Source organism: Actinoallomurus sp. NPDC052308, from assembly GCF_040679195.1.
In the GTDB taxonomy this organism is placed as follows: domain Bacteria; phylum Actinomycetota; class Actinomycetes; order Streptosporangiales; family Streptosporangiaceae; genus Actinoallomurus; species Actinoallomurus liliacearum.
In genome coordinates this window covers 58753-76651 of sequence record NZ_JBFAUM010000025.1, presented here as the reverse complement: position 1 = coordinate 76651, position 17899 = coordinate 58753, and the positions used below count along the sequence as shown (strand labels likewise).

The window sequence follows — 17899 nt, the reverse complement described above, 5'->3', positions numbered from 1 at the left end:
CTACTCGGTGAGGAATGTCGTCAGCGCGGTGGCGAACTCCGGTCCGGTGAGCGCGCTCCAGTGGTCACCGGGTACTCGGGTGTATCGCGCGTTGGGCAGGGCCGCGGCGAGCGCGTCGGCGGAGGCGTGATCGGCATCCTGGTCGCCTACCGCCACCAGTGTCGGCGTTTCGACCTGCCGCAACGCCTTCTCGGGTGTTCCGACCAGCGAGTTCAGGACCTGGAGGAGGGCACGTGGGTCACCGCCGAGCCGGGTGACCCAGTACGCGGTCTCGGCGTCGGGCGATCCGGGTTCGAGGGCGTCGCCGTTGGCTAGGGCGGTCAGCACGCGGCGGTTCGTGCCGCCGCGTGCCGTGCCGCTCACCGCGGCGAGTCCTTGGCCGGCCACGATCGCACGGGCCGGCCGGGCGCCCCGGACGAGCATGCGCAGCACGATCCGCGCGCCCAGCGAGTAGCCGCCGAGGTCGTAGTCGTCGAGTTCTAGCCGATCGATCAGGGCGAGTCCGTCGTCGGTGAGCACGTCGGGCGGGTAGCGGGCCGGATCGTACGGTCGGGCGCTGTCGCCGTGACCCCGCAGGTCCGGGAGGATCACGCGGTATCCCTGCTCAGCGAGGGCCGCGGCGGGGCCGTGATCGAGCCACTGCGTTCCCGTCGCGAGGAAGCCGTGGAGGAGCACCAGGGGGCGGCCCTCCCCCGTCTCGCGGTAGGCCAGCTCCAGGCCGCCCCGGCCGGCGAATCGACGCACGCGTGGATCGGTCATGTCGCGGTGCGCTGGTAGAAGCCCGTCAGAGCCGGGGACAGGTCCTCGCCACCGACCCGGGTCGAGGCGTGCACGGCGGGGATGGCGCCCTCGTTGTCGAAGTCGGGACTGCTCAGCGTCAGGGTCTGCTCGCCGGCCAGGTTCGGGGAGTTCCAGGCGAGGCCCGCGTGCCCGGCCCGTCGTCGCTTGGGCGGCTCGCCGCTCTTCGTCATTCGGTTCCTCCGTGGGGGTGATGAGGTGCGCCGGTCGGCGACACCGGCGGTCAGCCCGCGTCGGTCTTGCCGCGCAGCCGGGCGAGCTCGTCGGCGGCGCTGCGTTGGGAGCGCTCGATGAATCGCAGCAGCGCCTCCAACTCGTCCGGGCCGAATACCTCGAGGTCCTCGTGGGCGCGGGCGGTGAGTCCGGTGTAGTAGGCCGCGATGCGGGCCAGCCCGTCAGCGGTCGGCTCGATCAGCACCCGGCGCCGGTCCTGGGGGTCGTTGGTCCGCTTGATGCAGTCGGCGGCGTCGAGCCGGTCGATCATCCGCGACACCGCCCCCGGCGTCAGGCCGACGTGGCGGGCCAGCTCGGCGGCGGTGGCGGGCCCCCGCTGGTTCAGCACGTGCAGGCAGTCCAGGTCGCTGGCGGTGACGCCCATCCGTTCGGCGATCAGCCGGTTGAGCTGCGAGATGGCGTTGACCCAGCTCGGCAGGGCGGCCAGCACCCGGTCCTCGGCCGCACGCCGCGACGCGTTTCCCATACCGGCGACCTCCTCCTTTTGCTTCCGGCAACCTATCCGATTATGGTGCGTCACTCAACTATTGCGTCACACACTTAGTGTGTGACGCACCATATTCGAAGGGGTGGCCATGCCAGACGCGATCCGCGGACGTACCCGCACGATCGCCCTGACGGTCGTACTGCTCGCGGCCTTCATGGACCTGATGGACGTCACGATCCTCAACGTGATGCTGCCGACGATCGGGGCCGACCTGCACGCCGGTCCGGCGGCACTGGAGTGGGCGCTGTCCGGCTACACGCTGGCGCTGACCGTCGGCCTGATCACCGGCGCGCGGCTGGGTGACCTGCTCGGGCACAAGCGGGTGTTCGTCGCCGGTGTCGCCGGGTTCACCGCCGCGTCCGCGGCCTGCTCGCTGTCGACCGGGCCCTGGACGCTGGTCGCGGCCCGGGTCGTTCAGGGGCTGTTCGCCGCGGCGATGATTCCGCAGGTGCTCTCGCAGATCCAGCTGCTGTACCGGGCGGAGGAGCGCGGTCCGGCGATGGCCGCCTACTCCGCCTTGTCGGGGATCGCCGCCACGGCCGGCCCGATCCTGGGCCCGGTCCTCCTCGGCTGGAACCTCGCCGGCCAGAGCTGGCGGCTGGTGTTCTGGGTGAACGTCCCCGTCGGCGCGGCGGCGGCGATCGCAGCGGCCAGACTCCTCCCCGACCGGCGCGGCGGCGGCCACGGCCGGCCGGACCTGCCGGGCGTCCTGATCGCCGCCGCAGGGCTGACGCTGGTGGTCTACCCGCTCATCGCGGCGTCCGCCGGCAGCGGATGGCCGGCCTGGGCCTACCCCGTCATCCTCACCGGCCTCGTGGTGCTCACCGGGTTCTGCCTCCTGCAACGCCGCACCGCGGCTCGCGGAGGCCGGCCGCTGATCGACCTCAGCGTCCTCACGAAGCGGTCGCCGGCCGGCGGACTAGCGATTCAACTGCTGTTCCTCGTGCCCATCATGGGGTTCTTCCTCACGATCATGCAGTTCCTGCAGCGCGGACTCGGGATGAGCCCGTTGCACGCCGGGCTGACCCTGCTGCCCTGGTCGGTGACGGTCACCGTGTTCGCGGGACTGTCCGCCGCGGTCCTCCTGCCCAGGATCGGCAGGCTCACCGTGCAGCTCGGACTGGTCCTGACCGCCGCGGGCCTGGCGCTGCTGGCCCTCGTCGCGGCGAACGCCGACGGCCGCACGGGAACACTCGACCTGCTGCCCGGCATCCTTCTCGGCGCCGCCGGCATGGGCCTGGTCGTCGCCCCGATCGCCCAGCTCACCCTCGCCGACGTCGCCCCCGCACAGATCGGAACGGGCTCCGGGCTGTTCAACACCATCAGCCAACTCGGCGCGTGCCTCGGCGTCGCCATCCTCGGCACCGTCTTCTTCAACCGGCTCCACGACCCCGCCGGTACGGGCGGCCCCGCCGACGCCTACGGCCATGCCTTCGGCCGTACTCTCTGGATCAGCGTCGGTCTGCTCGCGGTCGCCCTCCTGATCAGCTTCGCCCTCCCCCGTCGCCCCGCACCGGCGCCCGCCCCCCACCTGCCCGAGGAGCAGCCGGCCTGACACGACGAACGAGGGGCACGCCCGTGGGCGTGCCCCTCGAATGTCCGTTCGCTCAGACGAGCGGCCGGGCGGTGGGCGGGATCGGGGCCGGGAGGGCCGAGTGGCCGGTCAGCCACTTGTCCACGGCCGCCGCGGCCGAACGGCCCTCGGCGATGGCCCAGACGATCAGCGACTGGCCGCGGCCCATGTCACCGGCGACGAACACGCCGTCGACGGAGGTGGCGTACGACGCGTCGCGGGCGACGTTTCCGCGCTGGTCCAGGTCGGCGCCGAGCTGCTCGAGCAGGCCCTCGCGCTGCGGGCCGAGGAAGCCCATCGCCAGGGTGACGAGCTCGGCCGGGATCTCCCGCTCGGTGCCCTCGATGGGCTCGAAGCCGGTCTCCGGACCGCGTACGTCCACGACGCGCAGCGCCTTGACGCGGCCGTTCTCGTCGCCGATGAACTCGAGCGTGTTCGCCGCGTACGCGCGCTCGCCACCGAGGTCGACCAGCTCCTCGTGGGCCGACTCCATCTTGAACAGCATCGGGTACGTCGGCCACGGCTGGCTGCCGGGCCTGGTCTCCGGCGGGCGCGGCATGATCTCCAGCTGGGTGATCGACGCGGCGCCCTGGCGGACGGCGGTGCCGATGCAGTCCGCGCCGGTGTCGCCGCCGCCGATGACGACGACGTGCTTGCCCTTGGCCGAGATCGGCGTGTCGGCGATGTCGCCCTCCTGGACCTTGTTGGCCGGAGGGAGGTACTCCATCGCCTGGTGGATCCCGTCGAGCTCGCGGCCGGGCACCTTGAGGTCGCGCCACGCGGTGGCGCCGCCGGCGAGGACCACGGCGTCGTACGAGGCGCGCAGCTCCTCGGCGGTGACGTCCGCGCCGATGTTCACCGAGCAGCGGAACTCGGTGCCCTCGGCGCGCATCTGGGCCAGGCGGCGGTCCAGGTGCGCCTTCTCCATCTTGAACTCGGGGATGCCGTAGCGCAGCAGCCCGCCGGGGCGGTCCGCCCGCTCGTACACGACGACGTCGTGGCCGGCGCGGGTGAGCTGCTGGGCGGCGGCCAGCCCGGCCGGGCCGGAGCCGACGACCGCGACCTTCTTGCCGGTCCGGACGGCTGGCGGCTGCGGCGTGACCCAGCCCTCGGCGAACGCCCGGTCGATGATCTCCACCTCGACCCGCTTGATCGCCACCGGGTCGGAGTTGATGCCCAGGACGCAGGCGGACTCGCACGGCGCCGGGCACAGCCGCCCGGTGAACTCCGGGAAGTTGTTCGTGGCGTGCAGCCGCTCGATGGCGTTCCGCCACTCGTCGCGGTGGACGAGGTCGTTCCACTCGGGGATGAGGTTCCCGAGCGGGCAGCCGTTGTGGCAGAACGGGACCCCGCAGTCCATGCAGCGGGACGCCTGCTTCTCCAGGGAGTCCTTGGAGAAGTCCTCGTACACCTCGCGCCAGTCGCGGATCCGAACGTCGACGGGGCGACGCTTCGGGAGCTCCCGCGGATGGGTCATGAAGCCCTTCGGGTCAGCCATGTCTCCCCCTTCACCCGTTGCTGGCGGCCATGACGGCCTGGTCGGCGTCGCGTCCCTCGGCCTCCGCGGCGGCGCGGGCGGTCAGGACTCTCTTGTAGTCGCGCGGCATGACCTTGCTGAAGCGGCCGGCCGCGGTGTCCCAGTCGGCGAGCAGCGCGGCGGCCACCGTCGATCCGGTCTCGGTGTGGTGGCGCTCGACGATGTCCCGCAGGTAGGCGAGGTCGTCGGCGTCGAGCGGATCGAGGTCGACCATCTCGGTGTTGAGGCGGTCGGTCCGCAGGTCCAGGACGTACGCGATGCCGCCGGACATGCCGGCCGCGAAGTTGCGGCCGGTCGGGCCGAGGATGATCGCCCGGCCGCCGGTCATGTACTCGCAGCCGTGGTCGCCGACGCCCTCGACGACGGCGGTGGCGCCGGAGTTGCGGACGCAGAACCGCTCGCCGACGACGCCGCGGACGAACGCCTCACCGGACGTCGCGCCGTACAGCATGACGTTGCCGGCGATGATCTGCTCCTCCGCGCTGAACGGCACGTCCAGCGGCGGGCGAACGGTGAGGCGCCCGCCGGACAGGCCCTTGCCGACGTAGTCGTTGGCGTCGCCGATGAGCCGCAGGGTGATCCCGCGCGGCACGAAGGCGGCGAACGAGTTGCCGGCCGAGCCGGTGAAGGTGACGTCGATGGTGTCGTCGGGCAGGCCCTCGCCGCCCCACTTCTTGGTCACCTCGTGGCCGAGCATCGTGCCGACCGTGCGGTTGACGTTGCGGATCGGCATCTCGAGCGTCACCTGGTCGCCGTAGGCGATGGCGCCCTCGGCGAGCTGGATCAGCGTGTTGTCCAGGGCCTTCTCCAGGCCGTGGTCCTGCTCGGTGACGCGGCGCAGCGCCGCGCCGTCGGGCAGGTCCGGCCGGTGCAGGATCGGGCGCAGGTCCAGGCCCGCGGCCTTCCAGTGGTCGACGGCCTCGGCGGTGTCGAGCAGGCCGACCTGCCCGATCGCCTCGTCCAGGGACCGGAAGCCGAGCGCGGCCAGGTACTCGCGGACCTCCTCGGCGATGAACTCGAAGAAGTTGACCACGAACTCCGGCTTGCCGCTGAACTTCTTGCGCAGCTCCGGGTTCTGGGTCGCGACGCCGACCGGGCAGGTGTCGAGGTGGCAGACCCGCATCATCACGCAGCCGGAGACGACCAGCGGCGCGGTGGCGAAGCCGTACTCCTCGGCGCCGAGCAGCGCGGCGATGACCACGTCACGGCCGGTCTTCATCTGCCCGTCGGTCTGCACGACGATGCGGTCGCGCAGGCCGTTGAGCAGCAGCGTCTGCTGGGTCTCGGCGAGGCCGAGCTCCCAGGGCGCGCCGGCGTGCTTGATCGAGGTGAGCGGCGAGGCGCCGGTGCCGCCGTCGTGCCCGGAGATGAGCACCACGTCGGCGTGCGCCTTGGACACGCCCGCCGCGACCGTGCCGACGCCGACCTCGGCGACGAGCTTGACGTGCACGCGCGCGGCCGGGTTGGCGTTCTTCAGGTCGTGGATGAGCTGGGCGAGGTCCTCGATCGAGTAGATGTCGTGGTGCGGCGGCGGGGAGATGAGCCCGACGCCGGGCGTGGAGTGCCGGGTCTTGGCGATCCACGGGTACACCTTGTGGCCGGGCAGCTGGCCGCCCTCGCCGGGCTTGGCGCCCTGCGCCATCTTGATCTGCAGGTCGTCGGCGTTGGTGAGGTACTCCGAGGTCACGCCGAACCGGCCGGAGGCCACCTGCTTGATCGCCGAGCGGCGCAGGTCGCCGTTGGCGTCGGGCGTGAACCGCTCGGGGTCCTCGCCGCCCTCACCGGTGTTGGACTTGGCGCCGAGACGGTTCATCGCGATGGCGAGGGTCTCGTGGGCCTCGGCGGAGATCGAGCCGTACGACATCGCGCCGGTGGAGAACCGCTTGACGATCTCCGCGGCCGACTCGACCTCCTCGATCGGCACCGGCGGGCGTACGCCCTCGCGCAGCTTGAACAGGCCGCGCAGGGTCATCAGCCGCTGCGCCTGCTCGTCGACGAGCTTCGTGTACTCCTTGAAGATCTCGTACCGGCGGCTGCGGGTGGCGTGCTGCAGCTTGAAGACCGTCTCGGGGTTGAACAGGTGCGGCTCGCCCTCGCGCCGCCACTGGTACTCCCCGCCGACCTCGAGGGTGCGGTGCGACAGCTCGTTGCCGCCGGGCGGGAACGCACGGCGGTGGCGCTGCGCGACCTCCTCGGCGAGCACGTCGAAGCCGATGCCGCCGAGGCGGGAGGTCGTGCCGGCGAAGCACTCGGCGATGACCTCCTCGCCGAGGCCGACGGCCTCGAAGATCTGCGCGCCGGTGTACGAGGCGACCGTGGACACGCCCATCTTGGACATGACCTTCAGGACGCCCTTGCCGTACGCCTTGATGAGGTTGCGGACGGCCTTGGCCGGCTCGATCTCCAGGACACCGGTGGCGACCAGGTCCTCGACGGTCTCGATGGCGAGATACGGGTTGACGGCCGAGGCGCCGTATCCGATGAGCAGCGCCATGTGGTGGCACTCACGGGCGTCGGCGGTCTCGACGACCAACCCGACCCGCGTGCGGCTCTTCTCCCGGATCAGATGATGGTGCACCGCGCCGGTGAGCAGCAGCGACGGGATCGGTGCCCGGTCCGCGGTGGCGCCGCGGTCGGACAGGACGAGGAGGCGGGCGCCGTCGCGGATCGCGGCCGAGACCTCGGCGCAGATCTCCTCCAGGCGGTGCCGGAGCGCCTCGCCGTCGCCGGTCACGTCGTACAGGCCGGAGACGACGTACGGCTGGAGGTCGGCTCGGTCGCCGTCGTCGTTGATGTGAATGATCTTGGCCAGTTCCTCGTTGTCGAGGATCGGCGTGGGCAGCACGAGCCGGCGGCAGGACTCCGGTCCGGGCTCGAGGAGGTTGCCCTCCGGGCCGAGCGTCGACTGCAGGCTCGTGACCAGCTCTTCGCGGATGGCGTCCAGCGGTGGGTTCGTGACCTGGGCGAACAGCTGCTTGAAGTAGTCGAACAGCTGCCGCGGGCGGTCCGACAGCGCGGCCAGCGGCGTGTCGGTGCCCATGGACCCGATCGGCTCGGCGCCGTTCTTCGCCATCGGCGCCAGGATGATCTTCAGTTCCTCGTTGGTGTAGCCGAAGACCTGCTGCCGCTTGACGAGCGTCTCGTGCGAGGGCACCTCGCCCTCGTGCAGCTCCTCGACGACGCGCAGCTCGCGCTCGGGCAGCTCCTCGAAGCGCACGAGGCCGTCGCGGAGCCAGTCGGCGTACGGGTGCTCGCGGGCGAGCTCGGCCTTGATCTCGTCGTCCTCGACGATGCGGCCCTGCGCCGTGTCGACGAGGAAGATCTTGCCGGGCTGCAGGCGGCCCTTGCGGACGACCTTCGAGGACTCGATCTCCAGGACGCCGGCCTCGCTGGCCAGGACGACGAAGCCGTCGTCGGTGACCCAGAAGCGTCCCGGGCGCAGGCCATTGCGGTCCAGGACCGCGCCGACGACGGTGCCGTCGGTGAAGGTGACGCTCGCCGGGCCGTCCCAGGCCTCCATCAGCGTCGAGTGGAACTCGTAGAAGGCGCGCCGTTCGGCGTCCATCTCGGTGTGGTTCTCCCACGCCTCGGGGATCATCATCAGCACCGAGTGCGGCAGCGACCGGCCGCCGAGGTGGAGCAGCTCCAGGCACTCGTCGAAGGAGGCCGTGTCGCTGGCCTCCATGTCGATCACCGGGAAGATCCGGGACAGCTCGCCCGGCAGCAGGTCGGACTTGAGCAGCGCCTCGCGGGCCCGCATCCAGTTCCGGTTGCCCTTGACCGTGTTGATCTCGCCGTTGTGCGCGATGAACCGGTACGGGTGGGCCAGCTCCCACGCCGGGAACGTGTTGGTGGAGAACCGCGAGTGCACCAGCGCGATGCCGCTGGTGTAGCGCCGGTCCGAAAGGTCCGGGAAGAACGGCTCCAGCTGCGGGGTGGTCAGCATCCCCTTGTAGACGATCGTGCGGCTGGACAGGCTCGGGAAGTACACCCCGGTGTCCTGCTCCATGCGCTCGCGGGCGCAGAACACGATCCGGTCCAGCTCCAGCTCCCGTGCGCCGTTCCCGGCGCTGAGGAACAGCTGGGCGAAGTGCGGCATGACCGCACGCGCCGTCGGCCCGGTGAACTCCGGGTCGTACGGGAGCTCGCGCCAGCCGAGGACGGTCAGCCCTTCCTCGTCCGCGATCCGCTCGATGACGGCCACGGCCTCGGCCCGCTTCGCCTCGTCCATGGGCAGGAACGCGATGCCGGCGGCGTACGCGCCCGGCTCGGGCAGCTCGAACCCGAGGACCTCGCGGAACAGGGCGTCGGGCAGCTGGGTGAGGATTCCGGCGCCGTCGCCGTCGTCCGGTTCGGCGCCCTTGGCACCGCGGTGATCCAGGTTACGCAGGACGGTCAAGGCCTTGACGATGATGTCGTGGCTCTTGCGACCATTGAGGTCGGCGACCATGCCGACGCCACAGGCGTCATGTTCACCCGCGGGGTCGTACAGACCTTGACGCTCAGGGCGTCCCCGGCCCGGAATCATGGCAGCAGGCACCATCAACCCTCCCGTCGTCTCGTTACGCTCCTCGTCAGTGCAGTCCGGGACGACGTTGGCCCACTGCGGTGTCTAGAGATTACAACACTGCCTGATTCATCCCCGACGCGGCGTGATCGCGAAACTTCGACAATCTCCCGCACCTTGTCTCAACCGGGCCCTTCGTCCGGTTGTTCCGGTCTGGGGAAGGCGGTCTGGCCTGCCGCGATGCCGGCGGAGAGCACCACCGCCGGCAGGCTCGGCGATCTTCCAGATTGGTCGGTTCTAGCCCACGTTCCGCTGGAACAGGAACGTCTTGCCCGCGCGCTCCGTGAGCGAGGCCGGGGCGATGGTGTCGCTCTCGGACCCGGAACCGTCCGCGGATCCGGCCCAGCCGATGACGACGAAGTGACCGTACGCACCGCCGGACGCGCCGGTGGCGCCCTTGCCGAAACGGTCCACCGGCGAGGCGCCCGACACGGGCTGGAAGAAGCCCTTGGCGGCCGCCTCCGGGTCCATGTCCTGGATCAGCGTGTTGGCGGCGTTGACGTCCCGCAGGTTGAAGATCACCAACTGGCCGACCCATTTCTGGTCGGTCGAGACGTACGCGGCCCGGATCGCCTGCGTGCACCCGTAGCTCTGCAGCGCCGTCTTCAGCGCCGGGCCCCACACCGTGCTCGCGCAGTCCGTGTCCAGCCGCCCGGTGCCCTGCAACTGCATCGTGATGTGCTCGATGTTGTTGGTCTGGGCCTTGGCCTCGCCGTCGCTGAAGACCTCCTCCAGCGTCATCGCCTTGGAATCCTGCGCGGCCGTGTTCAGGTTGTTCCACAGCGACCAGGACTTGGTGGCGTTGTAGTAGGACGGCTTGTACTGACCGGCCGCCGTGCCCGGCTGCCCGCCGGTCTGTCCCGGTGCGGGCGTCCCCACCGCGGCCGACGACGGCCCCGTGTTGTTCTTGTCCTTCCCGCCGTTCGCGGCGATGAAGTAGGCGCCGCCCAGCACGCCGCCCACGACGACGACGGCGGCGGCGATCGCGCCGACGACCAGACCGGTGTTCTTCTTCTGGGGTGGGCCCATCGGCGGCTGCCCCATCGGCCCCATCGGGCCCATCGGCCCCATCGGCGGCTGACCCATCGGTCCCATCGGAGGCTGCATCTGCGGAGGCTGCATCTGCGGCGGTCCCATGGGGACCCCGCCCGCCATCGTCTCCTGGTGCTGCCAGCCGGCGCCGGACGGGTCGTATCCGCCCTGCGGGGGCGGCGCGCCCCACCCGCCGGACTGGTCTCCAGGGGGCTGCTCGCCAGGACCGTTGGGCGGGTACGGGTAACTCATATCGCGATCTCCTCTGATGACATCGCCTCTTCGATGGGAAAACCCCGGGCGCGGTTCCCTCCCATTTTTGATGGAAGAAGCCTAGAGCGTGGTTCCCTCCCATTCGGCCGGATTCCGCACCTCCGTGCTGGACGCCATGTCCGAGGGACACCTCTACGCTGGACGCATGTCCGAGGTACCCGAGGAGTCCGCGCGTCTTCTGGAGGGTGTCGGGGCCCGCCGCCTGCGCCACGCCCTCACACTGCTGACCGGTGACCGTTCGTGGGACGCCGACGCGCTCGTACGTGCGACCGCCGCGCCCCGCCGGGCGGTCGACGCGCTGCTGGCGGCGCTCGGGGACGACCTGGAGGACGGCCGGATCCGCCGCGACCGCCTGGCCGCCTACCGGCCGCTGGCCGCCCCCGCGATCATCGCCGACCCGGTCGCCCACCTTCTGCCCGAGCACGCCGACGCCGTCGCCGAGATGGCGGCGCTGATCGCGGCCGCGCCCCGCGCCCGTACCGCGCTGGACCACGTCGCCGCGACCGCCGACACGGCCGTACGGCGGGCGCTGCTGCTCGGCGCCCGGTTCTGGCTCGGCTCCGCGCGGCTGCTGTGCGTCGGCGACCACGACCTCACGTCCCTGGCGGTCGCGCTGACCCACCCCGGGGTCGAGATCACCGTGGTCGACATCGACGATCGCATCCTGGAGTTCATCGGCGCGGAGGCCGCCCGGCGCGGCCTGCCGATCCGCTGCCGGTTCGCCGACCTGCGGCTGGCGCTGCCGCCCGGCGCGCGGGAGTGGGCCGACCTCGTCTTCACCGACCCGCCCTACACCCCCGAGGGCGTCGCGCTGTTCACCCGGCGCGGCCTGGAGGGGCTGCGGGACCACGACTCCGGCCGGGTACTGGTCGCGTACGGCGCCAGCGAGGGCACCCCCGCCCTGGCGCTGAAGGTTCAGGAGGCCCTCGGGCCGCTGCACCTGGCCTACGAGGCGATCTGGCCGGACTTCAACCGCTACGACGGGGCGCCGGCCATCGGGTCCGCCAGCGACCTGTACGTCCTGCGGCCCACGAGCCGCACCTGGAAGGCGCTCGGATCCACGACCGCCGGCACCCGGATCTACACGCAGGGGCCGCAGGCCGTCGAGGCCCCGGAACGGCCCCTCGAGGCCGCCGCCGAACCCGCCGACCTGCTGGTCGGCGACTGGCCCAAGGGTTTCGCGCCCGGCACGCCCCGGGTGCACCTGGCGACCTGGCTCGCCAAGCCGTACGCCGGCCGCACCGGTGACGTCGTCATCGCGCTCCCGGCCGGGTACGACGCCCTGCTGCCACGCGTGCTGCTCGCGTCGCGGGCGGAGCGCGTGCGGGTGCTCACCCCCGCGACACTCCCCCGGTCCCTCAAGGGCGTGCTCTCGGCGGTGTACCACCTGAAGACGGCGCCCGGCGAGATCGTCGCGTCCCGCGTCGAGCCGCCCGGCGGCACCGGAGCCGTCCTCCGCCACATCCTCGACCGGCCGCACGGCCGGGTGGCCAACTCCTGGCGGGAAGGTCTCATCCGGCACGCCGCCGGTGACCTGACCAAGAACCAGGCGCGCGCCCGGATCCAGGAGGCCGCCCCCTGGCTCGGCAACGCGACCGTGCTGGACCTGCCCGCCCACCGGCTCGCCGACCTTCCCGACGCGGTACGGCGGACCCTCGCCCCCTGACCCCGGACCGCGCGGCGCGGCGCACGCGCAGCACATGACGGCGCGAGGGCTGCGCGGCGGGCGTCAGCCCTGCTGGCCCTTGTCGGCGACGCGCCCGACGATGGCGGGCGGGGGACCGATCGTGACGAGCAGCGACACCAGCTTCGGATCCGTCTCGCTCCCGGAGCCGTCCGCGCGCCGTACCCAGGTGATCACCGCGTAGTGGCCCATCGCCACCCCGCGCGCGGTGCTGAACCCCTGGCCGAACGCCCCGTCCTCGCCCAGCGGGCGCACGAACCCGTTGCCGGTCCGTGGATCGGCCGCCGCGACGAGCCTGTCGGCGGCCGTGGAGTCGGCCAGGTTGAAGATCGTCACCATGGCCGTGAAGTTCTTGTCGCCGTAGACCCCGCGCGTCGTCTGAGTGCAGCCCGACTGCTGCAGGAGCCGGATGAGCGGCTGTCCCCACACGGTGTCGGCGCACCGGGCGTCCAGCTTGGACGCCGTGAGTTTCAATGACGCCTTGGCGTCCTGATCCGAGATCATCTTCTCGTCGAAGACCTCGTTCGCGGTCAGAGGGGAAGGATCGGCGGTGCGCTTGGCGATCGGCGCGAACACGGCCGTCGAGGAGGCCTCGGAGTACACCGAGGGCAGCGGGCCGCCGGCCGGTGCGCCCGGCTGTTCCGGCCCGGCCGGCTTCGGGTCGTCGTGAAGCAGCACGAACACGCCCGCGGCGGCGATGAGCGCGACGACAAGGAGGACTCCGGCCGCGGCGAAGTACGCGGCGGGTGGCACGGCGCTGGGGCCCCTCTCACCCTTCGCGGGCAGGGCCGGCAGCTTGATCGCCGGGATCCGGAACGACGGACGCGATCGTCGTGGCTTCTCCGCCTCCGGATCGTCCTGTCCCTCCCAGCCAGGAGGGCGCCCGCCGTTCCACGCGGAGGGTTCCTGTCCCTCCCAGGCCGGGGGCGGTCCGTCGTTCGGTCCGGACGGCGGCCGCCCCTCCTGGGCGGGAGGCTGTCCGCCGCGCCATGCCGACGGCTGTCGCCCCTCCCCCATCGGAGGTCGTCCGTTGTTCCACGCGGGCGGCTGCCGCCCCTCCGTGGCCGGGGGGTACCCGCCGTTCCAGGCGGGAGGTCGCCCTGCGTCCCAATGTTGAGGCGGCGCGCCGTACCCCGGCGATGGCGGCGGGGCGCTCCCCTCGGGAGGCGGCGGGGCGTTCTCGTCGCCGTGGTCGGCAGGCGACCCGGACCGCCGGCGCGAACGCCTATTCACTGGCGAGGACGAGTCGTTCCCAGACGAAGTCGTCGGCCCGCTCGATGGCGATACTGGCGTCCAGGAGTTCGTTCATCGTCTGCGGCTGGGCTCCGCCGGCCTTCTCGACCCAGCTGACGACGACGTAGTGGCCGAACGTCTGGCTGTAGGCGGCGCTGAACCCGTTGCTGAAGTTCGTCGATCCCTTCACCGTGAGCGGGGAGACGAAGCCCGCGCCGCTGCCGGGGTCCAGGTCGCGGACGATCTGCTCGGCGCCCTGCTGGTTCTCGAGGTTCAGCGCGAGGAACTGGCCGACGTACTGCTTGTCGTTGCTGACGTACGCGCCGCGGGCGATCTGGGTGCAGCCGTACTTCGCCAGGTCGCTCTGGAGCTCCTGCCCCCAGGTGACGGCCTTGCAGTCACCGGCGAGGTCCGATCCGGCGAGCGTGAAGGTGTACTTGCCGTGGGTGACGGTCTTGTCGTCGTCGCCGAACACCTCGTTCTTGTTCAGCGGACGCTTGTCCTTGGTGCGCTGGGCCAGCTTCTTCACCTGGGAGTTGGCCGGGGTGTTGACGTACACCTTGGGCGTCACCCGCGTCGCGGCGGCGGCCTGCGGCTTCTTGTCGCTGCCACAGGCGGCGACGAGGAGCATGGCCACCGCGGCACCACCGATGACCAGAAGGTTCCGCTTGGATCTACCGCCCGAGCCTTGTGCGGCGCGGCGTCCCCGCGACGGTCGACCCTGCTCCCGATCCTCGTAACCCATCTCGCTCACGAGCCGTGAGCTTAGCGAACCTCCACGGACGAGATGTCCATATCGCCGCTCTGCCCCATTTTGTCGCACCGTTTGTGGCGTACCCCACGCGCCGGCAGGGCGTCCGCCCGTCCCGCGGAGCGGGCCATCACACCCGGCGCGGCCCGTCACGCCCGACAGGGCCCGTCACCCCGGCGCGGTCCGTCACGCCCGACAGGACCCGTCACCCCGGCGCGGCCCGTCGCCCCCGGCGGGCGGTCACGCCTGGTGGGCCATCACGCCCTGCGGGCCGCCGACGACCGGTCGGCGGTGTCCGCCGAAGCGGACTCGGCGTCCTGGGACGCGCGCTCGCCGGTGGCGCCGGTTTCGGTCTCGTCCGAGTCGGTCGCCGGCTGAGCCTGATCGGCATCCGCCGCCCCGCCGTCATGGCTCTCGGCGTCGGGGGTCTCGGCGTCGGCCGCCTTGGACGTCCCGCTGTCCGCTGCCTTGTCCGCTGCGGCCGATTCGCCGGTCGCCGTGGCGGGCGCGGCCTCCGTACGGTCGCCGTCCTCGGCCTGGCCCTCCTCGACCTCGCCGTCCGTGGCCTCGTCATCCGTGGCCTCGCCGTCCGTGGCCTCGCCCTTCGCGGACTTGCCGTCCTCGGCCTCGGCGGGCTCGACGGCCACCGCCTTCGCCGACCCGTCGTCCTTCGCCTCGCCGGGCTCGCCGGCCGCGGTCTTGCCGTCCTTCGCCTCGGCCGGCGCCGGGTCGGCTTCGGTAGCCGTCGTGTCATCCGGCTCGGCAGGCTCCGCGTCGGCCTCGGCGGCCGTCGGCTCCGCGTCCGGCTCGGAGCCCGTCTCCGGGACCGCGTCGGAGCCCGTCTCCGGGGCCGGGTCGGAGTCGGACGGCTCCGCCGTGGTGTCGCCGTCCGTGGTGGCCGGTTCGGCCGGGTCCACGGTGGCGTCGCCGGCGTCCGCCGCCGCGCCCAGGGCTCCCGGCGGGTTCTCGGTCCTGTGCCGCTGGAGGTACATGTAGGCCACCGCGCCGAGGAACACGATCAGGCAGGTCCAGTCGTTGAGCCGCACGCCCAGGATGTGGTGCGCCTCGTCGATGCGCAGCCACTCGGTCCAGGCCCGGCCGACCGTGTAGGCGGCGACGTACAGCGCGAACGCACGGCCGTACGCGAGCCGGAACCGCTTCTCGGCCCAGATGACCAGGACGGCCACGCCGACGCACCAGAGGCACTCGTAGAGGAAGGTCGGGTGGTAGGTGGCGATGTCGGCGTACTTCGCGTCCGACGGACGGTGCGCCGGGTCGATCTTCACCGCCCAGGGAAGCTTGCTGGGCCGGCCGTACAGCTCCTGGTTGAACCAGTTGCCCCAGCGTCCGATCGCCTGGGCGAGGGCGATGCCCGGTGCCGCGGCGTCGGCGAACACGCGCAGCGAGATGCCCCGGCGGCGGCAGCCGAGGTAGGCGCCGAAGGCGCCGAGGGCGATGGCCCCCCAGATGCCCAGCCCGCCGTTCCAGACCTTGAGCGCGTCGATGGGATGGTGCCCGTGCCCGAAGTAGAGCTGGTGGTCGGTGATGACGTGGTAGAGGCGCCCGCCGACCAGACCGAACGGCACGGCCCAGACCGCGATGTCGACGACCGTCCCCGCCGCGCCACCGCGCGCCACCCAGCGCCGCTCCCCGAGCCAGACGGCGACGATCACCCCGATGATGATCATCAGGGCATACCCGCGGAGCGGGAGGGGTCCCAGATGGATGCTCCCCTGCGACGGGCTGGGGATGAAGGCGAGCGGCTGCTGCATGGGATGTGAGATTACCGCCTGGCGGACACGCGGAGGCGCGGCGACGGTGAAGATCAGGCGTCGAATGTACGGGATCGCGCGCTCCTCCAGCAGGCGATTCGCCGGGGACGCCCGCTCCGTCCGACGCCGAGCCGTTCCGCGACGGCGCCTTGTCGGCTCGGGCCCTCAGATCACCGCGTGATCCACTGGGCCTGCTCCGGCCGGGGACGTGGAAAGAGGGACGCGGCCGGTGGCCGCGCCCCTCTTCTTTCCGTCGGTCCGCGACGGCCGGCGGCGGGCGGCGCCATGGTCGGCGCCGCCCGCGGCCGTCACTGGGCGGGCTTGGAGGGTGACGCGCTGGCCGAGCCGCTCGGCGTCGTCGACGGGGACGCGCTCGGCGTCGCGTCGACGGGCTTGGCGGCCAGGACGGCCTTCTCCAGCGCGGACGGCTTGAGCAGCACGTTCGTCAGGTCCAGCGACTGGCCGTTGAGGTAGACGGTCGGCGTGCCGGTGACGTTACGGGTCTGCTCCGCGTACTTCGTGACCGCCTCGAGCTGGCTCTGCTTCTGCAGGCCCTTCACGCACTGCTCGAAGGTCGGCGTGTCGAAGCCGAGCTTCTTGGCCCAGCCGATGAGGTCCTTGTTGGAGAAGCCGTTCGAGCCCTCCGCCGGCTGGTTCTTGTAGATCATGTCGTGGTACTGGACCCACTTGTCCGCCGGAGCGCACAGCGCGGCGTTGGCCGCCCGCTGGGAGTTGCCCCGGATCGGCTCCTCCCGCTGCTGGAACAGCCAGAACGGGTAGTAGACGACGTTGACCTTGCCCTCGGCGGCGAGCTTCTTGACGGTGTTGCCGCTGGTGCTCTCCATCTCGTGGCAGATGGGGCACTGGAAGTCCTCGAACATCTCCAGCTTGGGCGCCTTGATCCCCGGCTTGCCCATCAGGACCCCGCCGTCGGCCAGACGGGTCGCCGGCGCGATCGCACCGGTGTAGGTGTTCTTGTCCTTCTTGTTCACGACGTACACGGTGACGATCACGGCCAGCGCCACGATCGCGAGAGCGCTGATGGCGATGGTCAGGGCGCGCATCCGCTGTTGTTTCTGCGCCTGACGCTTGCGCTCCTCCGCCAGCCGCTCGCGGGCCGACCGCTGTCGAGCGGCCTTACTCATCTGGTCTCCTAGTTGATATTCGTTGAGCGCTCGGGCCGGGTGATGCTCAGGCGTACATCCCGAGCGCCCGGTCGAGCGCGAATTTGCCGCGCGGGTACAACATCAGCCAGGCGGCGAGAGCGAGGAAGCCGAGGTCTCGGAAGACCTCTCTAAGGTAGTGGGTCTGGCCCTTGGCCACCGTGCCGCCACCACCGAAACAGCCGCAGTCGATGGACAATCCGCGTGCGGCCACGGAGATGATCCCGGCGATGAAGACGAGGAACAGCAGACCCACACAGATCGCCATGACCCTCGTGGCGAAGCCGAGAAGGATCATCGCGGCGAGGACCATCTCCAGCACCGGCAGACCGAGGGCGACCGGGGTGACCATGCCCTGCGGCAGGATGCGGTACGCGGCCACCGCCGTCTTCTGCAACGCGGCGGGCTCGGTGAACTTCGCGTATCCGGCGATCCCGAGGATGCCCGCGAGCCCCACGCGCACGACGAGCGTGATCCACTCCTGGTAGCGCTCCGGCAGCGACGGCAGGCGGACCCGCCCGGCCGCGTCGGTCCCGTCGTCGGCGGTCGTGACCTTCCCGTTCGCGGGGCGGGCCGCCGCGTTCGCGGGGCGGGTCTTACCGCCTCCCGGTCCGCCCCGCCCGCTCGCGGGGGTCTTCCTCCCGCTCGCGGGCCTGGACGCCCCTCTGCTGGCCTTGGTGCCACGCCCGGCGGAGTCAGCCTTGGCTTCAGCCACTGTCGTTCCTCACCCTGAGATGATCCCGGCGCGCGCCAGCATAGGCGACGAGAATGTAAGGACGCCGTCAAGCACGGGGT

At 71.5% G+C, this 17899-nt stretch carries 13 protein-coding genes; 2 read left to right on the top strand and 11 right to left on the bottom strand.

Annotated features, from left to right (window positions below):
* From AB0L00_RS36595 to AB0L00_RS36585, 3 genes are read right to left on the bottom strand one after another with little or no spacing between them, the layout of a single operon-like run.
* Window positions 1–744: an alpha/beta hydrolase gene (locus tag AB0L00_RS36595; RefSeq protein ID WP_364441958.1), complete on the bottom strand. Its 744-nt coding sequence runs from the start codon at window positions 742–744 to the stop codon at window positions 1–3.
* Window positions 745–755: 11 nt separating this feature from the next.
* Window positions 756–971: a hypothetical protein gene (locus AB0L00_RS36590; RefSeq protein ID WP_364441957.1), complete on the bottom strand. Its 216-nt coding sequence runs from the start codon at window positions 969–971 to the stop codon at window positions 756–758.
* Window positions 972–1021: 50 nt separating this feature from the next.
* The gene (locus tag AB0L00_RS36585; protein WP_364441955.1) at window positions 1022–1498 is read right to left on the bottom strand and encodes a MarR family transcriptional regulator; all 477 of its coding nucleotides are present in this window, start codon (window positions 1496–1498) and stop codon (window positions 1022–1024) included.
* Window positions 1499–1607: 109 nt separating this feature from the next.
* On the opposite strand from AB0L00_RS36585, the gene AB0L00_RS36580 reads away from it, so the two are divergent.
* Window positions 1608–3074 carry an MFS transporter gene (locus AB0L00_RS36580; protein WP_364441953.1) on the top strand — a complete coding sequence of 489 codons (1467 nt, stop codon included), beginning with the start codon at window positions 1608–1610 and terminating at the stop codon, window positions 3072–3074.
* 52 nt (window positions 3075–3126) lie between these two features.
* Here AB0L00_RS36580 and AB0L00_RS36575 read toward each other — a convergent pair whose 3' ends face one another.
* From AB0L00_RS36575 to AB0L00_RS36565, 3 genes are all read right to left on the bottom strand, one after another.
* On the bottom strand, window positions 3127–4590 hold the full coding sequence (locus tag AB0L00_RS36575) for a glutamate synthase subunit beta (protein ID WP_364441951.1): 1464 nt from the start codon (window positions 4588–4590) through the stop codon (window positions 3127–3129).
* 10 nt (window positions 4591–4600) lie between these two features.
* The gene (gene gltB, locus AB0L00_RS36570) at window positions 4601–9172 is read right to left on the bottom strand and encodes a glutamate synthase large subunit (protein ID WP_364441949.1); all 4572 of its coding nucleotides are present in this window, start codon (window positions 9170–9172) and stop codon (window positions 4601–4603) included.
* A 261-nt stretch (window positions 9173–9433) separates the two neighbouring features.
* Window positions 9434–10480, bottom strand: coding sequence for a hypothetical protein (locus tag AB0L00_RS36565; RefSeq protein WP_364441948.1), 1047 nt, complete (start codon window positions 10478–10480; stop codon window positions 9434–9436).
* Window positions 10481–10646: 166 nt separating this feature from the next.
* Here AB0L00_RS36565 and AB0L00_RS36560 point away from each other — a divergent pair, with 166 nt between their 5' ends.
* Entirely contained in the window at window positions 10647–12167 is a 1521-nt protein-coding gene (locus AB0L00_RS36560) for a bis-aminopropyl spermidine synthase family protein (protein ID WP_364441946.1), read from the top strand.
* Between the two features lie 63 nt (window positions 12168–12230).
* Here AB0L00_RS36560 and AB0L00_RS36555 read toward each other — a convergent pair whose 3' ends face one another.
* The 5 genes from AB0L00_RS36555 to AB0L00_RS36535 form a co-directional block, all read right to left on the bottom strand.
* A complete protein-coding gene (locus AB0L00_RS36555) occupies window positions 12231–12938 on the bottom strand; it encodes a hypothetical protein (protein ID WP_364441945.1) in 708 nt (235 codons plus the stop codon).
* Window positions 12939–13410: 472 nt separating this feature from the next.
* Window positions 13411–14172 (bottom strand): hypothetical protein, encoded by a 762-nt coding sequence (locus AB0L00_RS36550; protein WP_364441943.1) that lies wholly within the window; start codon window positions 14170–14172, stop codon window positions 13411–13413.
* Window positions 14173–14426: 254 nt separating this feature from the next.
* Window positions 14427–15941 (bottom strand): prolipoprotein diacylglyceryl transferase, encoded by a 1515-nt coding sequence (gene lgt / locus AB0L00_RS36545; protein ID WP_364441941.1) that lies wholly within the window; start codon window positions 15939–15941, stop codon window positions 14427–14429.
* 308 nt (window positions 15942–16249) lie between these two features.
* Window positions 16250–17086: a thioredoxin domain-containing protein gene (locus AB0L00_RS36540; protein ID WP_364441940.1), complete on the bottom strand. Its 837-nt coding sequence runs from the start codon at window positions 17084–17086 to the stop codon at window positions 16250–16252.
* A 46-nt stretch (window positions 17087–17132) separates the two neighbouring features.
* A complete protein-coding gene (locus AB0L00_RS36535) occupies window positions 17133–17819 on the bottom strand; it encodes a MauE/DoxX family redox-associated membrane protein (RefSeq protein WP_364441939.1) in 687 nt (228 codons plus the stop codon).
* Between the last annotated feature and the right edge of the window lie 80 nt (window positions 17820–17899).